Annotated in this window: 16 protein-coding genes; 10 read left to right on the top strand and 6 right to left on the bottom strand. The window is 57.0% G+C overall.

Features of this window, described 5'->3' with window-relative positions; all coding sequences use genetic code 11:
- The first annotated feature begins 9 nt into the window (after nucleotides 1-9).
- A complete protein-coding gene (locus RSQ48_RS07680; RefSeq protein ID WP_415302304.1) occupies nucleotides 10-912 on the top strand; it encodes a DMT family transporter in 903 nt (300 codons plus the stop codon).
- A gap of 71 nt (nucleotides 913-983) precedes the next feature.
- On the opposite strand, the gene RSQ48_RS07675 is transcribed toward RSQ48_RS07680, so the two are convergent.
- Nucleotides 984-2,291, bottom strand: coding sequence for an aminotransferase class I/II-fold pyridoxal phosphate-dependent enzyme (locus RSQ48_RS07675; protein WP_003801184.1), 1,308 nt, complete (start codon nucleotides 2,289-2,291; stop codon nucleotides 984-986).
- A 77-nt stretch (nucleotides 2,292-2,368) separates the two neighbouring features.
- On the opposite strand from RSQ48_RS07675, the gene RSQ48_RS07670 reads away from it, so the two are divergent.
- Both RSQ48_RS07670 and RSQ48_RS07665 read left to right on the top strand, forming a co-directional pair.
- Complete coding sequence (locus RSQ48_RS07670; protein WP_003801186.1) at nucleotides 2,369-3,172, top strand: YggS family pyridoxal phosphate-dependent enzyme; 804 nt, start codon at nucleotides 2,369-2,371, stop codon at nucleotides 3,170-3,172.
- Nucleotides 3,169-3,438 (top strand): hypothetical protein, encoded by a 270-nt coding sequence (locus RSQ48_RS07665; RefSeq protein WP_003801188.1) that lies wholly within the window; start codon nucleotides 3,169-3,171, stop codon nucleotides 3,436-3,438. Before RSQ48_RS07670 ends, RSQ48_RS07665 begins: the two co-directional genes overlap by 4 nt.
- Before the next feature lie 138 nt (nucleotides 3,439-3,576).
- Here RSQ48_RS07665 and RSQ48_RS07660 read toward each other — a convergent pair whose 3' ends face one another.
- Complete coding sequence (locus RSQ48_RS07660) at nucleotides 3,577-4,893, bottom strand: MFS transporter (RefSeq protein ID WP_003801191.1); 1,317 nt, start codon at nucleotides 4,891-4,893, stop codon at nucleotides 3,577-3,579.
- 277 nt (nucleotides 4,894-5,170) lie between these two features.
- Nucleotides 5,171-6,310, bottom strand: coding sequence for an FAD-dependent monooxygenase (locus tag RSQ48_RS07655; RefSeq protein WP_003801194.1), 1,140 nt, complete (start codon nucleotides 6,308-6,310; stop codon nucleotides 5,171-5,173).
- A 412-nt stretch (nucleotides 6,311-6,722) separates the two neighbouring features.
- On the opposite strand from RSQ48_RS07655, the gene RSQ48_RS07650 reads away from it, so the two are divergent.
- From RSQ48_RS07650 to RSQ48_RS07620, 7 genes are all read left to right on the top strand, one after another.
- The gene (locus tag RSQ48_RS07650; RefSeq protein WP_003801195.1) at nucleotides 6,723-7,202 is read left to right on the top strand and encodes a MarR family winged helix-turn-helix transcriptional regulator; all 480 of its coding nucleotides are present in this window, start codon (nucleotides 6,723-6,725) and stop codon (nucleotides 7,200-7,202) included.
- 77 nt (nucleotides 7,203-7,279) lie between these two features.
- Nucleotides 7,280-8,443, top strand: coding sequence for an NnrS family protein (locus tag RSQ48_RS07645; RefSeq protein WP_301607329.1), 1,164 nt, complete (start codon nucleotides 7,280-7,282; stop codon nucleotides 8,441-8,443).
- Between the two features lie 132 nt (nucleotides 8,444-8,575).
- Nucleotides 8,576-10,537 carry a PIG-L family deacetylase gene (locus RSQ48_RS07640; protein WP_415302303.1) on the top strand — a complete coding sequence of 654 codons (1,962 nt, stop codon included), beginning with the start codon at nucleotides 8,576-8,578 and terminating at the stop codon, nucleotides 10,535-10,537.
- Between the two features lie 243 nt (nucleotides 10,538-10,780).
- A complete protein-coding gene (locus tag RSQ48_RS07635) occupies nucleotides 10,781-12,214 on the top strand; it encodes a hypothetical protein (RefSeq protein WP_059317709.1) in 1,434 nt (477 codons plus the stop codon).
- A 299-nt stretch (nucleotides 12,215-12,513) separates the two neighbouring features.
- A complete protein-coding gene (locus RSQ48_RS07630) occupies nucleotides 12,514-12,993 on the top strand; it encodes a hypothetical protein (RefSeq protein WP_003801203.1) in 480 nt (159 codons plus the stop codon).
- Nucleotides 12,994-13,047: 54 nt separating this feature from the next.
- Nucleotides 13,048-13,659: a superoxide dismutase gene (locus RSQ48_RS07625; RefSeq protein ID WP_003801205.1), complete on the top strand. Its 612-nt coding sequence runs from the start codon at nucleotides 13,048-13,050 to the stop codon at nucleotides 13,657-13,659.
- A gap of 249 nt (nucleotides 13,660-13,908) precedes the next feature.
- Nucleotides 13,909-14,844 carry a helix-turn-helix transcriptional regulator gene (locus RSQ48_RS07620; RefSeq protein ID WP_415302302.1) on the top strand — a complete coding sequence of 312 codons (936 nt, stop codon included), beginning with the start codon at nucleotides 13,909-13,911 and terminating at the stop codon, nucleotides 14,842-14,844.
- A gap of 42 nt (nucleotides 14,845-14,886) precedes the next feature.
- Here the strand turns inward: RSQ48_RS07620 and RSQ48_RS07615 are convergent, their stop codons facing one another.
- The 3 genes from RSQ48_RS07615 to RSQ48_RS07605 all read right to left on the bottom strand — a co-directional run bounded on the left by RSQ48_RS07615 (nucleotide 14,887) and on the right by RSQ48_RS07605 (nucleotide 18,042).
- Nucleotides 14,887-15,996 (bottom strand): class II histone deacetylase, encoded by a 1,110-nt coding sequence (locus tag RSQ48_RS07615; RefSeq protein WP_415302301.1) that lies wholly within the window; start codon nucleotides 15,994-15,996, stop codon nucleotides 14,887-14,889.
- Nucleotides 15,997-16,197: 201 nt separating this feature from the next.
- Nucleotides 16,198-16,812, bottom strand: coding sequence for an ABC transporter ATP-binding protein (locus tag RSQ48_RS07610; protein WP_415302300.1), 615 nt, complete (start codon nucleotides 16,810-16,812; stop codon nucleotides 16,198-16,200).
- Nucleotides 16,813-17,103: 291 nt separating this feature from the next.
- Nucleotides 17,104-18,042, bottom strand: coding sequence for a ZIP family metal transporter (locus tag RSQ48_RS07605; RefSeq protein WP_165477557.1), 939 nt, complete (start codon nucleotides 18,040-18,042; stop codon nucleotides 17,104-17,106).
- Nucleotides 18,043-18,245 lie beyond the last annotated feature (203 nt).

Here is an 18,245-nt window from a genome sequence, read left to right as displayed (position 1 = left end):
CAATTAACCATGACCCGATTTTCTCTCTGGCTGGTGACGGCACTGACCGCACTGGGCCCGGCCATTTGGGGCTCCACCTATATTGTGACTACCGAAATCCTGCCGGCGGATCGCCCTTTTATCGCCGCATTCCTACGCTGTTTTCCAGCCGGTGTGATCCTGCTGTTATGGAGTCGGCGCATGCCCGCCCAAGGGGAATGGGGGCGGACCCTGATTTTGGCCGCCTTGAATATCGGCGCTTTTCAGGCGCTTTTGTTTGTGGCTGCCTATCGCCTGCCGGGCGGGCTGGCTGCCGTTGTGGGCGCCGCTCAACCCTTGGTGGTCATTGCGCTAGCCTGGGCGCTGGAAGGCAAGCGTCCGATCAGCCTGGCTTTAGTCGCTTGTGTGCTTGGCATCGTGGGCATGGGTATTTTGCTGCTCTCGCCGCACAGTCAGTGGGACGCGTGGGGCATGCTTGCGGCGATTGTCGGGGCTTTGTGTATGGCACTGGGCACCTATCTGTCGCATCGCTGGCGAAGCAGCATGCCAATATTGGCGTTCACGGCCTGGCAACTGATGTTGGGCGGATTGATGCTCGCTCCCCTGGCCTTATGGCTGGACCCACCTTTGGATGGTTCCCTGAGCATGATGCAGATCAGCGGCTATCTCTACCTGTGTCTGGTCGGCGCGCTACTGGCCTACACCTTGTGGTTCCGAGGGATTGCAGTCCTGCCATCGGTGGCGGTGTCGTCCCTGGGGCTGCTCAGCCCCTTGACCGCCGTGATACTGGGGTGGCTGATTCTGGGTCAGGCCATGACTGGCACCAGCCTGCTGGGCATGGTGTTGGTGATGGGCAGCGTGCTGGCGGTCCAATGGATCAGCAATCGTCCGCCTGCCCCACGCTCTGAGGGACGTAAAAAAAGCGCCCCTTAGTAAAACCAGCCATGGGCGCACTGCAACGAGTTCACCATCTTGCCACTTCGCCGGAAGCGGCAAGATAGTGACTAGTACCGCTCTTTCAGAACCTGTGCCAGATCAGCGGCAAAACGTTGCGCATCTTTCGCATTCAAACTCGCAAAGCTGACGCGCAAGCCTTGGGCTGGATGGCTCACCCCGAAAACCTGGCCCGAGCGAACCAACCAGCCACGCGCGGCCAGCCCGGCCAGCACAGGCTCGGCTTCCCGGTCCAGGGGTATCCATAGGTTGAACCCTTCTTCGCTATCCCAGAACGGAATGCCCTGCTTTTTCAAGGCCTGCATCAGGTCGGCCCGGGCCTGTACGTAGGCAGCCTGGGCGGCGCGGGTCTGAGCCTTGATCTGGGCGTCCGTCAAGCCGTGTACCACCATTTGCTGCAAGAGGTGACTCACCCATTGCGCCCCCGACGCCAGGCGTTGTGACAAGCGTTCGCTGGTTTGCAGGTCAGACGCCACCAGGGCCACCCGCAAATCAGGCCCCAGTCCCTTGGAGACAGAACGGATCAAGGCCCAACGCAAGTGCTCGGCGGGAATCACATTCCGGTAAGGACTGCTGGCCAGCATCCAGAAATGGTCATCAATCATCAGCAACAGCTCAGGATACTGCTTCAGGATCTGCTCAATCTGCTTGGCCCGGGTACGACTAAGCGAACACCCAGTGGGATTGTGAGCCCGCGGCGTCAAGATCAAGGCTCGCAGGCCGTCGGCCAATGCTGCCTCCAGTGAGGCTGGCACCATGCCCTCACTGTCGACCTCAATACCGACTGGTTTGTAGCCGAGCGTATGAACGGAATTGATGCTGTTCAAATAGCCTGGGTCCTCAATGCCAACCTTGTCGCCCGCCAGCAGGAAAGCCTGTAGCAAACGCTCTATGGCATCCACCGCGCCGTAGCTGACGTGGTAGTCGGTTTCCGGGGGCGTATCTTTATGAAATACCTGCTGACACACTGCGCGCAGCTCCGGCACCAGGGGATCGGCGCCATACAGGGCCTGAGTCTGACCTCGCACCCCGGCCACCAACTGAGTCGGAGCCGGTAGGTATTCCAGCGCCGGGTTTCCGCTGGCCAGATCCTGCAAGGCAGAACTGGCTCCGTGCCCTTCCCGCGCCAGCTCCCGGATCGCCTCGCGAATGCGCGTACCACGACGACCTTGCGCATCGGCCACGCCCGCAGACACCAGGCGCTTGTAGGCCAGGGCAACCGTGTTCCGGTTCAGTCCCAGTGTCTGAGCCAACTCGCGCACCGGCGGCAGGATCTGACCCGGCGCTATCCGCCCCAGCGCCACCTGCTGACGGATATCATCGAAAAGTTCCTTCGCATTGCTTCCCTGGATATTCATTTTGACCTATGACATAATAGTTTATGCGCGACCCGCAGGGTCGAGTTTATCTTTTTTTTCTTCCTTACTGGTGCGCCATGTCCGAATCCGCCCCTGATCTACTTCACACCGAGCATTATCCCACCTCCACCAGTGTAGAGGCATTTCGGGAACGCATTGCCCTGGTACAACAACGAATTGATGCTGCCTGCGTGCGGTACGGACGTGCTCCCGGCGATGTCCGCTTGCTCACTGTCAGCAAAACCTTCGGGATTGACCGCATTCGTCTGGCGTATCAAGCCGGCTGCCGCCTGCTGGGCGAGAACAAGGTGCAAGAGGCCGAAGGCAAGTACGAGGCCCTGCGCGAGGAACTGCCGGATCTGGAATGGGCTGTTATTGGACACCTGCAAAGCAATAAAGCCAAGTCGGTTGCACGCTTTGCGCGCGAATTTCACGCACTGGACAAGCTCAAGACCGCCGAGGCGCTGGATCGTCGCCTGCAAATCGAAGGCCGCAGTCTGGATGTCTTTGTACAGGTGAACACCTCCAACGAGGACAGCAAATTCGGTTTGCCGCCGCAAGACGTTCACGCATTTGTGCGCGAATTACCACAGTTTTCTGCCCTGAAGGTCAAAGGTCTGATGACCCTGGCCCTGATGGACGCCGATCCTGAACGGGTGCGCCCCTGCTTTGCGCTGCTGCGCAATTTGCGCGATCAGTTACGCAACGACATCCCGCATGCCGAAAACATGCACGAGCTCTCCATGGGCATGTCAGGCGACTACGAAGTTGCCATCTCCGAAGGCTCAACCATTGTGCGCGTCGGACAAGCTATTTTTGGCGCACGCGCCACGCCCAATAACTTTTACTGGCCCGTCTCTGATACGGCAACAACATCATGAACCCACTACGCCTGATCATTCGTCAAAACGGCAGGGAAATCGGTCACTTTGAATCCAGCCCCTGCTGCCCTCCCGAACAACTGTTGGCCGTAGCCCGACACTTGATGACGCTGCCAGACACCGAGCTGGAGTTGCAACAAGCCAAAGGCGAACATCGCATCCTCGATAGCGGCCCGCACGGTCTGCGTGTCCTGAGCGCGCAGGTACTGTACGAAACGGTCGATCTGCAGGCCTGGCTGCAACAAGGCAGCAAGGTGACCGCCTGAACACAGCCCGTGGCCGGGCCACAAGCCCATCACACGTGTGCAACCCTGTGGCGCTTACCCGCTGCCTCAAAAAAAAACATACCCGGCCAGCAGCCGGGTATGTTTCTTGTGTTTCAGACTATCAGTCCCAACTAAGACTTAACGATTCACCTGTTTGGCCGGCAAGGCAAAGGCCAGCAAACAACTTACCATCAAGCTGCCGGCAAACAGCCACAAGGCGGCGCTACCGGAACCGGTCAGATCCGTCACCCAGCCAATCAGGGAATTACTGACCAGACCCGCAATATTGGCCAGAGAGCAGGCCAAGGCAAAACCCGTTGCAGCGGCCGTGCCTTTCAGAAAGGTAGCCGGCAGGCTGAAGAACACAGGGACCGCACCCATAATCACCGCCGAAGCAACCGTAAAGGCCAATACGGTCAACCAGGCGTGATGCGCAACAAAGGTACTGACAACCAGCGCTATCGCGCCAATGGTCAGCGGCACAATCAAGTGCCAACGACGTTCACGGCGACGGTCTGAGCTGGCACCGATCATCAGCATGCCGACCACGCCGGCCAAAGACGGAATCGCAGTCATCAGGCCAATCTGGAAGGGGTCCTGCACACCGGCAGCACGAATAAAAGACGGCATCCAGAAACTGATGGAGTACGTCCCCAACAAAATGGAAAAATCGATTCCACCCAGCATCCACACTTTCAGGTTGAAAAAGCCGTCCTTGAAGCTGTGCTTGACGCCTTTGCCCTCTGCGTCATCGGCCGCCAGGTCCGCAGCGAGGCGGGATTTCTCTTCGTTATTGAGCCACTGGGCGGACTGATAATTGTTAGGCAAGGCCCAGAACGTCAGAATGCCAAGCAGCACACTGGGAATGGCTTCCAGCAAAAACAGCCACTGCCAGCCGCGCCAGCCGTTCATGTGATCAAAATGACCAATGATCCAACCGGACAAAGGACCGCCAATCACACTGGACAAGGGCAAACCGATCATGAACAAGGCAATGATCTTGCCCCGCCGATAGGTGGGAAACCACAAGGTCAGGTAGTACAGTACACCTGGCAGGAAACCGGCCTCCGCCGCCCCCAGCACAAAGCGCAGAATATAGAACTGCGTAGGCGTGGTGACAAACATGGTCAGGCCCGACAAGATGCCCCAGGTGATCATGATGCGGGCAATCCACAACTTGGCACCCACCCGCTCCAGAATGAGGTTGCTGGGCACCTCAAACAGAATGTAGCCCAGGAAAAACAGGCCCGCTCCCAGGCCGTACGCAGTTTCACTCCACTGCAGATGATCGAGCATCTGCAGCTTGGCAAAACCGACGTTGATCCGGTCCAGATACGCCGCCAAATAACAAAAACACAGAAAGGGGATCAGACGCCAGACGATCTTCTTGTAGAGATCTTCGTTACCGTCCCGGCCGGCAGGCACCGCCGTAGGACTTGGGATGGATGAATGCACCTTGTATATCTCCAGATAATTATTGGTATGCCTGGTGAACCAGAAAACTGCCTAAGAACAGCGCCTGACAGAACACAGCAGGGCCCTGAACACGTCCGCATTCCCCCCATTGGGCTGCAGACTGTTTACAGATAAAGAATGAAGGATCAACCGTGATTCCCGCTTGTCATGGCCTCTGACTCGCTTGGGCGAGAGCAGCGGGTTTACAATAGCGGGACCCGATCCGATCAGGCTGCGCCAAATCCGGATCGCTCCCGTATTTGGCGCAGCATGCCGTTTAGCTGGATTTGAGGTCCTGACCGTACAAGTCGTAGCCATACACCCAGGCCGGGTCTTCCTGGGTACGCAGGAACGTATTGGCATTGGAGACCGACTGAACGCGAGTGGCACGCTCTTTGCGGTTGAGCTCATACAACTCGAAGGCCGTGCGAAAGTCCGACAAACCGGTCTCTTGCAGGCAGCGGGTCAACATGGCGGCATCTTCAATCGCCATGCACGCGCCTTGCGCCATATGCGGCTTCATGGGGTGGCAGGCATCGCCCAGCATTACCAGACGGCCACGGCTCCACAACGGCAAGGGATTGCGGTTGCGCAAGGGCCACTTGGTAATGCTCTCGGTTGATTTGATCAAATTCTGAACCGTGGAATGATAGCCCTCAAATGCGGCCAGCATCTCTTCTTGCGAGCTGTCTACGTACGCGCCCTGAAAATCCCAGGCAGGATGTGGCACGCCCGTCACAAAATAGTATTCATCACGCTTGCCGGTGGTGTAGTACACCATCATGTGACGATCCTCTGTCCACCACTTCACACAGTCCTCGAACTCATCGGCAAAGCGGGCCAGATTCTCGCCACGGATCAGGGCACGGTGTGCCACCCAGCCGCTGTAAATCGGATCTTCCACCCCCAGCAAGGTTTCGCGAATCTTGGAGTGAATGCCATCGGCACCAATCACAATGTCGGCCGTCACGCTGGTGCCATCGGCAAACTCCAGCAACACGTCATCGCCGCGGTCCACCAGATTTTGCAAGCGCTTGCCAAAATGGACGGTGCCCGGTTTGATGCTGTCGATCTGCAAGGCGTGCATATCGCCGCGGTGCACGGTGATGTAGGAAGCCCCGTATTCTTTCCGCGCAAAGTCGCCCAAAGGGATACGCGACAGATAATCGCCTGTCTCACCATCACGGCTGAACCAGAAATCAGGGTGCGAGCCCATCTCATCGAGCGCCTTTTCCAGACCCATGCGACGGAAAATCTTCATCACGTTGGGACCCACGTGAATACCGGCACCCAAACGCGAGAATTCCGGCGCCTGTTCAAATACTTCCACCTCAAAGCCGGCCTGCTGCAACAGAGTCGCCGCAGCGGCTCCGCCAAGACCGGCCCCTACAATCGCAATCTTGACTGTCTTTTCCATCGTTAGCTCCAAATCACGGCACTCACAAAAAGTGCTCACCACATGTTTTTTCGTAGTGTACACACTAAGTTTAAGCATGAAAACATAGGAAGCTGCTAGGGTTTATACCTACTTTCATGCAAAAAAAGCCGCGCGAAATATGGGAGCAAAAAACCATTTAACAATAAAAAATCAAGAACTTATAAATAAAAATTAACCACAAGCACCGTCTCAAAAACTTAAGCCTACAGTTTATGAAATTTTTGAATTTAACAGTGTGTAGACTTATTTATTGCCATGCACACCCTAGAAAGACGTATGCTTCAAGCTCAAAAGAACTGATCTGGATCAGGCCTTGCTCCATCTCGGGACAGGTATACTGGCCCCGTTGTCATACCCCGGCCTGCCCACTCCACAAAAAGACAGAAAGACTATGCAGCCTAGCTCCCCGGCCTCCGAGCCCCAAACCTTGTCCTACGATGTCACTGAACAGATCGGCCACCTGCTGCGCAAGGCAGGTCAACGGCACACGGCCATCTTTCAACATTACGTCGGTGACAGTCAGTTGACGGCCATTCAGTTCGTGACCTTGTGCGCCCTGCGCGACCACGGGCCGAGCTCGCAAACCGAATTGGTCGAGGCCACTGCGGTAGACCAGGCGACCATACGAGGCATTATTCAGCGACTGAAATCGCGGGGCCTGATTGAACTGGCACCCGATAAAGATGATCGACGCAAAGTGATTGTGGAACTGACCCAGGATGGCCTGGCACTGCTCGATCGCGTTATTCCACGAGCCCACACGATTAGCGAACTGACCATGGGCAATCTGAACCCCGCCGAACGCGTGGCGATCGTCTATTTGCTGCGAAAAATGATAGACAGCACGCTTGATATGAGCGACAAAGAATAAGGCCGCCTATCGTCAAGAGACTAGGTTTTATTCGGCCTTTAAGATATATTTAAAATACATCTTTCAACTGATCTGCCATGATACCTCTGACTGCCTCCCCCGCCTCTACCCGTCCGCAATGGCGCGCTTTTCTGGAATTGGGATTTCGCCCCCTTTACCTTTTAGCCACCTTATGGGGTGCTGCCAGCATTGCGCTCTGGCTCTACACACCCGCCTGGCTATCCAACACCGCCATTCCTTCCTTGTACTGGCATGCCCACGAAATGCTCTGGGCCTTTATCGGCACCATCGCCGTCGGCTTTCTGCTAACGGCCAGTGCCACCTGGACAGGACAGACTACCCTGCGGGGCCCCTCCCTGGGCGCCTTGTGTTTGATCTGGATTCTGGCCCGCTTCAGCCTGTTGCTTCCCAATGGCCTGCTGGCAGCCCTGCTACTCGACGCCCTATTTTTCGCCATTGCCGCTGCCGAGCTGGCCCGTGTGATCCTGATCGCGCGCAACAAGCGTAATTACGGTATTCCCGTGGCCATGCTGGCTTTGGGCCTGAGCCATAGCCTGTTCATGTACAGCCTGATGCAAGGGCATGACCCCATGCCCTACTTCTACAGTGGATTCTGGACCATGGGGCTGATTACCCTGCTGATCGCCCGCCGCATCATTCCTTTTTTTGCCATGCGCGCTTTACCGGGCCTGAGCCTGCCGGCTCAAACTCGCAGCGGACACTGGCAAATGGGGCTGAGCGCCCTTGCCATCGGCCTGTCGCTGACCCCATGGCGCCTGCCGCTGGCCCTGACACTGGCGGCCTTGGGGCTGATCGCCTGCTACCAGTGGATACGTTGGCAGCCTTGGGCCAGCCGTCATACCCCCCTGCTTTGGATTCTGTATCTGGGCTATGCAGGCTTGGCGCTCGGCCTGCTCAGTGCTGCCGCCTATGAGGCAGGCTGGATTGCACGCGCCGCCTGGCCTGTGCATATTGTGGGCCTGGCAGGGTTTAGCGTCATGATCATCGGCATGCTGACCCGCACCGCCCTAGGCCATCTGGGCCGCCCCCTGCGCGCCACGCCCAAAGTTGTACTGAGCTATGCTTTCCTGATCGCCGCCTGCGTGTTGCGCCTGCTGGCCTTGATTCCCAGTAGCTGGAGCCTGCCCTTGCTGCACCTTGCCGGCCTGTGCTGGATTCTGGCCATGTTGAACTACCTGCATCAATTTGCCCCAATGCTGATTCGCCCCAGACTGAACTGATCGCAGCGCCAGCGCCACACTTTACCGCCCCAAGCTCCTGGGGCTATGTATCTTTATTTTCTGTCTGACCGTGCCTGCTTATACTAAGCAGGCACGTTGTTCGCGCACTCTGCCAACAACGCGGGACGGATCATGCTGATCCTTGTTTACTCCGCGCTCCCACCACCCATGTCTCTTGCCAGTCTGGCCTGCTCTGTATTGATACGCTCCCTGTTTGCCGGGCTGTGTGCCTTCGTTCTGCCGCTTTCCGTCCTGGCCGCCGATGCCTGTCACGGCAGCCGGGATCTGGTGGTGGTCGGCCATATGGACGACGATCTGCTATTCATGAATCCGGACCTGTCCAGCAATATCCAGGCCGGTGCCTGTATGCAGGTTCTATACCTGACCGCCAGCGAACGCAAAGGCGGGCTGGAATACATGTACAGCCGCGAACAGGGGGTACGCGCGGCCTATGCCTATATGGCTGGTGCAGTCAATGAGTGGCAGCAAACCCGCCTGATGGTCGGCAGTGCCTCGATTGCGCAATTTACTTTGCGGTCCCGCCCCGGCATTCAGCTCAGTCATTTACGACTGCAAGACCCCTGGTTAGGACCGGGATGGGGAAGCCTGACCCCCTTGAGCCGGGCAGAATCCGAACCCGGACAAACCGTCCAGACCTTGGACAGCCCCCAACAAACGTTCAATCGCGAACAATTGGTTCAAACGCTGGCTGCCCTGATACGACTTTATCAACCCACGAGCATCCGCTATCTGGATGACACCAATCCGGTTCCTTACACCCAACTTTGCTGGCGTTGTACCGGCCATGGCCACCCAGACCATATTGCCAGCGCCCGTCTGGTTCGCGAAGCCATGCTGGCGGCGCCGGGTAATTACGCGCAAATTGGTTATGTGGATTACCCCATTCAGGAGCAGGCCGCCAACCTGACCTTGAACGAAATCCGTAGCAAAACCGAGATTTTCAGGCGCTATGCCTGGCATGACCGACATGCCTGCAAAGGCCCGGCAGTGTGTCAGGAACCGGCTGGGCCGGCGGCTGCCTGGGTGCAACGCAGTTACTACACCAGCCGGGCGGACTACCCTGCCAGTCTCCTGGCTGACCGCTCCGGAGGCCTGCATTTTTTCGTCTCCGGTGAACAAAACGACGCCATCAACCAGTGGGATGTCCAGCAACAGCGCTGGTTCACCTTGGGTGGGCGCACCGCCGACGCCTTGAGTGTCTTTCATTATGCAGACGGCAGCGCCGGGCTGTTAGCCCGTGACGCAACAGGCCAGGTATGGGTGAGCCGATCTGAAGATGACGATGATTGGCTGGCCTGGCAAAAACTCCCTGGCCCTCGGGTCTTGCACACCCCTATCGTCAGTCCACAAGGAGGCCAGGCCTTGGCCATGGCTACCGACGGACGCTTTTACTGGAGCACGGTTCGTCCAACCGATCATGCCTGGGGCAGTTGGAAAGCGCTTCCACCTCTGGACCAAGCCACCTATCCTGCCGCCCTGAGCGTGGACTCTCAGGGACGGGCACATGTATTTGCCAGCAACCAGCAGGGCCAACTTTTTCAGATCGTCCAGCGCAACGACACCCAATGGCACGCCTGGCAGGCCATTCCAGTGGCGCCGGTCAGCGGAGGCCTGGCAACGATTGTGAATGCGCAAGGCAAAATTGAGCTGTACCTGCGCGATCGGCAAAGCCAGCGTTTGCAGCGCCTGGTCCAGTCGGCGGGCGAGCACAACTGGGGCAAGCCTGAAAATCTGGGTTTGACCTATGTGGGTCGTCCCGCGCTGAGTCTGGGCGAGCAAGAACAGGTCGTGGTCGCCCTCCAGCAACAACCCGGGGGCGCAATTGTCTTGCTCGATGAAGGACAGGTGGTGGAAGTAGACAAACACTCGGCCTCCCAGCCGGTGCTTTACCGACTGGGGCGTACGCTTTATCTGGCCAACCGCCCCCCTGGCCCCCAACAACGCTACCGTCTGCTGGAACGACGTGCGGGCAAATGGGTGCAGGTGGCCTTGACTCAAGCGCCTCCTCCCGCGGGTGGACGATCCTTTAGCGAGGCCCCGGCCTTCATTACCCAAGCCTACGTGCAACCGTAAGTGCCCGTAGCGCCCTTAAAACGTAACAAAATACGGATATGCTATGGCAAGCTTGGGCAAGCCGCTGAACCAGCGAGCGAACCCCGTGACTGATCCGCAGCTCGAGCAGGCAGGCGAACTTTTACGCGTTGCAGTAGCACTTTGTTGCAATGGCATGCGCCTGCTCGTTCAGCTCCAGTACAATCGCCCGCTAACGCGTGCCAGCGTACCGGCGCCCCTTTCTTTAGCTACTCTTCAGAGATCATGAAGCCAACTACCTTATTTGCTGCCCTGCTGGGTGTACTCGTGGGCGCAGGTGGCGCCATTTATTACGCCAAAAACGTATCGTCCCCCGCCACCGACAAACCAGTCAGCTCTGCCAGCACGACGCTAGCTGCCCAAGCCTTGACCCTGGGCCAATCCGTCTCGGGCGAACTGACCAGCAAGAGCTTCTTGAATCTGAGCGATGGCGTACGGAGCAGCCTGTTTGATGTAAAGGCTGAAGCCGGCCAGATTATCAAGATCAGCGTCAGCGGCCCTCTGCGTCCACAGATCAGCGTCCTGCGCAATGGCGAGCTGGTGACTCGCAGCCAGCGTTGTGAAGACTGCCCCGACAGCGAAACCAAGGGCCAAACCACCACGCTGGGCTTCAAGGCAGACTTCAACGACACCTACCAAGTCGTTGTGAGCGGTTTCAATACCAGCTCGTATGGTCCCTTCCAGGTTACGGTAGACACCTTGAAAGCCTATACCGGCGAGCCACTGAGCGCCGACCAGACCATTCACGATTGGGCTCTGGGCGGTCAGAAGCGTTACCGTTTGACTATCGACAAGGATGGTTTGTACAGCCTGGCCATGAAAGCCGAGCAAAGCAGCCTGGATGCCTATCTGAAGCTGATGGATCGCCGCGGCATGGAGCTGGCGTCGGACGATGACAGCGCTGGTGGTACCGATGCACGTTTGCAGATGTACCTGAAAGCGGGCGACTACATTGTTCAGGCCAGCTCGGCCATGGGCTCGCAGAACTTCCAGGGCGGCTTCTCGCTGGAAATCAAACCAGAAGAGATGACGGGCGAGATTGAGCTGAAAAACGGCGATAGTCTGAGCCTGGACGGTGAAGGCAAAACGGGTCTGTTTACCGGTGAGACTCAGACCTACAGCTTCACCCTGTCCGAACCCAAGCTGGTTACAGTGCAAATGGATGCCCAAGGCTTCCAGGCTTCGTTGGAAGTAGACTCCAGCACCGCCAGCCAGTACGGCGATGAAGCCGGTCAGCAACGGGTGCGTGGGGTACTGGCCGCAGGCGAGCATCAGGTCAAGATTTCGGGCTCCTCCCAGGCTGGGCTGTTTACCTTGTCGGCCACGGCCGATGAGGTTCCTGCCAATGCGGGTGGTGGCGTTTTGCTCGTGGGTGAGCCTCGTCAGGCCCTCATGCTGCAGGGCATTACCAGCGACAGCTACCAGTTGAATGTGCGTCAGGCTGGCCGCTACGTAATCGACATGACCTCACCAATCTTTGACACCTACCTGGTGCTGCGCAAAGACGGCCAAACCGTAGCCGAAGATGACGATAGCGGTGGCGATATGAACGCTCGTCTGGAGGTACAACTGGAAGTGGGCGAATACGAAGTGAAAGCCATGTCCTTGGGCAGCTATGAGCAAGACATGGAGTATGAGCTGTCAGTGCAACGTCTTTAAGAGCGGACTGACACGCTAGCATCAAGGCTGAAAGTTTCCGGACTTTCAGCCTTTTTTTATATGGATAACGGCCTGGGCCTGCTCAGGAGCACCTACCTGAAATGCCCCGAACTTGCCCCATCGCTACAGGGCCTGCTATTTACCGTTATCCTCTCAACCCGCGCTTTCCTCCTCTCGCGTACCGGTTTTTCCCGTTTGGTCTGCTTACGATTTGCTCACTGTTTTTCTTGTAATTATAAATGCAAATCATTATCATTAATTTCATTATTGATGCACCGCCCTTTTAGCAGGAGCCCCGCATGCAGACACCCGTTCAACCGCCCCACCACGCCCTGAGCCAGCGCGACGAACTGGCCTGCTGGCGCCATTGGATTGCACAGGGAAACCTGGCCTTCCAGTCTCGAAATTACACCAACGCCCTGGCGCACTATCAACAAGCTCGCGCGTCTGTCCGGCCCCTGCTGTTTAATGCTTCGGATGGAGCTGACGCCACCATTGCCGCCTGGGTCATTGCCCATTTGAATCTGGCCGATGCCTGCGAACAGCTGGGTCAAAGCGACGAGCAGGGTCTGCACCTGTGCACCGCGCATGAAACCTTGTGCTGCGCCGCAGCCAACACCCACCTGGCTGATGACTGGCGCATGGCTGCCTGGCAACATAGCCGACGCACGTATGCCGAGCTGGCGCGCTATGCACGTCGCTATCCCCATCATGTCGCGACCTGCTCTGCCCTGTTCTTGGGGGCGGTCAGCCCGCAGGAGCGCTCTTTTTCTCATTAAGTTTCATGGTGTCCCCCACATGCGACTGACCTGGGGTTTATCGAGGAGTGCGTTTTGCCTTATACCTTACCTGCCCTGCCTTATCCCTACCATGCTTTGGAGCCGCATATCGACACCCGGACCATGGAGATTCACTACAGCAAACATCATCAGACCTATATCAATAATCTGAATGCGGCACTGGAGGCGGCCAAGCTGCCCTACCCGCCTATTGATCAACTGATAGCCGGCCTGGATACCGTGCCTGAACCCCTGCGCAATATCGTGCGCAACAATGGAGGCGGTCACGCCAATCACAGCCTGTTCTGGACCGTCATGACACCCGATGCCGACACCACCCTTCCCAAGGTTCTGGCGCATGCGATAGACCGGGATCTGGGTAGCTTCGCGCACTTCAAGGATGCCTTTACCAAAGCGGCGATTTCACGTTTTGGCAGTGGCTGGGCCTGGCTGAGTGTGACACCCGAAAAGAAACTGGTGGTGGAGAGCACCGGCAATCAGGACAGCCCGCTGATGCACGGCAACACGCCCATTCTGGGTCTGGACGTGTGGGAACACGCCTACTATCTGAAGTATCAAAATCGACGGCCCGAATACATTGCGGCTTTCTTTCAAGTGATCAATTGGCCCGAAGTGCTAAGAAGATATTTGGAAGCCCTTACATAAAACGGGTTTACTGTTTGTCATTTTCCAGCCCCTCATCCCCCTATCTTCCTATTTAACGATAGCTGGCACCAAGCGCTTTGGCGTGTCTCCTGTTGCACGCAACCCTCCTCCTTTGGAGGGTTTTTGCGTTGTGAACCCAGCCCTACACAAGGCTGACGTCGAGTCTGGGTTTGGCCCGATTGCGCTCACCATCATCAAACGCTATGTTAATTATCAGCACCCTTATCACACCCGTCCTCAGGCCCCCACATGTTGAGTCTCTGCGATCGTATTCAATCCCTGCGTTCTCTGTTTCACTTCGATGCGGTGCAACTTCTGGGGTGCGCGCCGCAAAGCCGTACGCATCTGGAATTGCATTGCGAAGGCTATAACCTGAACTGTGCCTCTGCCTTGGGGACGGGTTTTCCGCAGATCTATGCACCAGGCTTCACAGCCCAAGCCTCTCCCCACGATTTGCTACCACCCTCCATTTCAGAATGCTCGGACGCCATGAATCCGCCTTTTCGCAGCACCGCCATCTATACCGATGCCTTGCTGCGTGGCGGGTTTCAGGATGGGATGACGGTCGAGTTGCAGCGTGGAGATTCCTATTTGGGGATGATTCACTTCTCCTCTCAACATGCAGGAAGCTTCAATCGCCACGTTCGCACACTGGCCCTGGGCGCCAAGGTCTTGCTGGAGGAGGCCATGCAGAATATGGCCTGGCACCAAGGCACCATTTTGCATCTGGTACCCCAGGCCGGCGGGCTGGTCGTGCGCGAGGATATGCAAGCACAGGCGAACGCAATCAGCGGTACGCTGTTCAAAGCCCTGTCATTCATGGATCGGCAAACCTCCACGCTGCAGGCTTTCTGGCTGGAAGGCAGACAAAGCTACCGTTTACAGGCACAGCGCTTTCCGAAAGGAGATGTGCTGCTGCGACTGGTGCCCGCTGATTTGCCTGGTGGTCTGAGCGCAAAGGAAATGCAGGTACTGAGCTGGCTGCTTACGGGCCACACCGATCGGGAAATCGCCGCCAAGCTGTTTCTGAGTGAGCGCACCGTCCATTCGCATGTTACGTCCTTGCTACGCAAGCTGGGCATTACCAGACGCACCGAAGCCGCTGTTAAAGCGGCTCTGAATCACTGGTATGTGCCGGATGCACAGGGTGCGATCCTGGCGGCGGTGCCCGGACTGTGCCACTAAAGAAGCAGTCCGGGATGCCGGTCCAGCCAGGCACTTCAGGAATTAACGCAGTCCACTCAACAAGGTTGCGGCTTCATCCACGCTAGCGCGCTCCGCATCCAAGAGCGTGTCGCCGCCCATCCCTCCCAGGAACTCCGCGTAAGGATCAGCCAGCGTGCGTACCCCGGTCAGTTCTTCAATCACGGCCTGGCCGCAAAATGGCAAGTAATGTGGGCTGTAACCCCCTTCCTGCACAAAAGCGATACGGCCTTCACAAACCTCTTCGGCACAGTCAATGATTTGACGCGCCATCTGGCGGAAACCGGACGCTGTCACCATCATGCGCGCCAAGGGGTCCATCATGCTGGCATCAAAACCCGAGCCCACGATAATCAGCTGCGGCTTGTAAGTGCGCAGCGCAGGCAGCACCACTTTCTCCATAGCATAAAGGTAAGCGGCATTCCCGCCGCCAGGAGGCAGGGGGATGTTCAAGTTGTAGCCCAGGCCTTCACCCTCACCGCGCTCAGTCGTGAAGCCGCTATTGGCCGGGAAGCACAGATGCTGGTGCAGGGAAATGGTCAGAACAGAAGGGTCATTCCACCAGATATCCTGCGTACCATTCCCGTGGTGCACGTCCCAATCCAGAATCGCGACACGATCCAGACCCAGCTCCTCGCGGGCATAGGCCGCCGCTACCGAGGTATTATTGAAAATGCAAAAACCCATTGCCCCGGCGCGGGGTGCATGGTGGCCGGGAGGATTGACCAGCGCATAGCCGTTGCTGACTTCACGGCTGACCACTTTCTTGACCAGCTCAATGGCGCCACCCGCAGACAGCATGGCAATTTCCAGCCCGCCATTGCCCATGGTGGTAATACCGTCCCCGGTGTCGCCCCCGGTGGGCAAGGCGCTGACGCGTTTCATGTTTTCCAGATGCTCGGCCGTATGAACACGCAAAATATCCTTGTCGCGTGCCGGCTTGGCCTGGATGCTGGTCAGATGATCAATTTGACCGGAGGCGCAAACCAGCTCGTGAAAGCGGCGCTTCGTATCAGGATGAGCCAGGTGGTGGCTGATCGGCTGTAAACAAGCTCCCAGATTGGCCGAGGCAAGACTGCCCGTACCAGTATCCACCCAGCCGTAAAGCGTGTTCCAGATGTATCCTGTTGCCATGTCGTCTCCTTTATTTTGGTTTGTGTGGCACAACCATAGTAGGGATTTAGACAACAGAACGAATCCGTAGGATTGCCGAATTTATGAACTGATCAGACAGCCCTCACGGCAAAAAAGGCAGAGGACACTCGTTTGCCGTGGGTGATTTCTGCCTCTCTCGTTGAGCTGATGTATGTATAGACGACGCGCAATGGCCAAGGCTTAAACCAGCTCTGCAACATTGATTATTCTTGCGCTGCATGCCTCAACCAACTCGGCATCGTAGCTGGCGAACAGCACAACACGATCGTGTGACCAGATCTGAAACTGTTCAGCCAAGGCAGCACGAGCCTGCATATCCAGGCCATTGCTCGGGCCATCAGCAATGATTACAGCCGGGTCACCTAAGGCGGCCGCCGTCAGAAACACCTTGCGCCGCGTTCCGGTCGACATCTGCTCAAAGCGCTTGTCCAGGTGCGGTTCCAAGCCCAAGCGACAGGCCAGATCCAGTACAGTGTCATCCACGTGGGTCTGCTTTTCTGTGGCGATTTGCTCCAGCAGCGCTCGGCCAGTCTGAGACGGAAACAACATGCAGTTGTCGGGCACATACGCCATGCGGGCGCGTGCTCGTCGGGGGGCTTTCATTAGCGAATGCCCATCTACCCACACGTCCCCCGTATCTGGTTCGAGCAAGCCAGCGATGATGTTCAGCAAGGTGGACTTGCCGGTACTGTCTTCTTCACAGAGCGCCACGCAGCCTGGCTGAAATGTATGAGTCAGTCCCTTGAAAACGGGATAGTCACCATAGTTTTTACTGAGATTGTCTATGCGTAGCATGCTGGAAATCACTGCCAAAGAAGCGCCCGGACAGTTACAAGATGCGCTGACGGGGCGGGATGAAAAACAAGTCGGGCACTACCCCGAACAGGGGCTTTAGTATAGGGCTTTATGGGCGGCTGTTTGGACTGCCTGCCGTGCCTTGGTCATGCGGGAGTCACCGGCTATGGGGCAAGGGCCGTGTCGAACAAAAGCGGGGCGGACCGCCATGCTCAGCTCTGTAGCCAAAGCCAGAAAATAGCCTGAATCAAGGCCGGCTTGTTCAGGCTATTTTTTCCCGCATGGCCACACCTAAGCCAATGCAGTATCCAGCAACATCATCAAGACAAAACCTATCATCAGACCGCCGGTTGCAAAGCTTTCATGCCCTTGTCGGTGTGATTCCGGAATAATTTCATGACTGATGACAAACAGCATGGCACCAGCGGCAAAGCCTAAACCAAAAGGCAGCAGCATCAGCGAACTGCTGACAGCAACGGCACCGAGCACCGCCCCTAAGGGCTCAACCAGACCGCTGGCCATGCCTAGAACCACCGCAAACGTACGGCTGTATCCCGCCGCCAGCAAAGCCAGTGCTACCACCAGCCCTTCAGGCACGTCCTGAATGGCAATCCCTGTGGCCAAGGCATTGGCACGTACGCCTTCATTACCTACATATCCCACCCCAATCGCCAAGCCTTCCGGGAAGTTGTGCAAGGTAATGGCGATGACAAACAGCCAAGCTCGACGCATGGTAGCCGAGGAGGAGCGGCTCGAACCTTCACGCCCCTTGATGAAATGCTCATGAGGCAGGATACGATCCAGCAGCATTAAAGCAGCAGCGCCCAGCAGGATTGACAAGCCGACAGCCAAACCCGCCCCCCAGGCGCCAGGGCCAAACACCTGCTGTTGCTTTGCCGCTTCCAGCCCCGGCAAAACCAGCGAAAAGGCACAGGCAGCCAACATCACCCCCGCCCCAAAACCATACAGCGTATCTTGCGTGCGCTGCGACATGGTTTGAGAAAACATGACGGGTATGGTGCCTAGCGCCGTAGCCAGTGCCGCGATGGAGCCTCCTACCAGGGCCTGTAAAACCACCGGGTGATCTTGCGCGTACAACCAGAACTGATGACAGATCGCCCAGACGCCCCCCATGGAAATGATGAGTCCAACCCACAGGCGCAAGTGTTGGCGCCAGTTCGGCGATATTCCCTTATTGGGCGAAAAATAGAGACTTGATTTCAGTTTCATCGCCATGCACCCCCAGAAAATGACGCCATCCAGGTATGCCTATGACAGACGCAAAGAGCTGCAAAACCGCTCCTGCAAAGGCATGGATGCCGTATCAACCATCATAGCGACTTCATCTGCGATTTAAAATACAAAAACAGAAACGATAACAATTCTCATTAGCAATTCAACAAATAAACCACAATCTATGCGATCAGCGTGGG

Origin of the sequence: Alcaligenes sp. SJTW-7 (assembly GCF_047716895.1) — a bacterium.
GTDB classification, from domain to species: domain Bacteria; phylum Pseudomonadota; class Gammaproteobacteria; order Burkholderiales; family Burkholderiaceae_B; genus Alcaligenes; species Alcaligenes ammonioxydans.
This window is presented reverse-complemented; position numbering and strand designations above follow the sequence as displayed.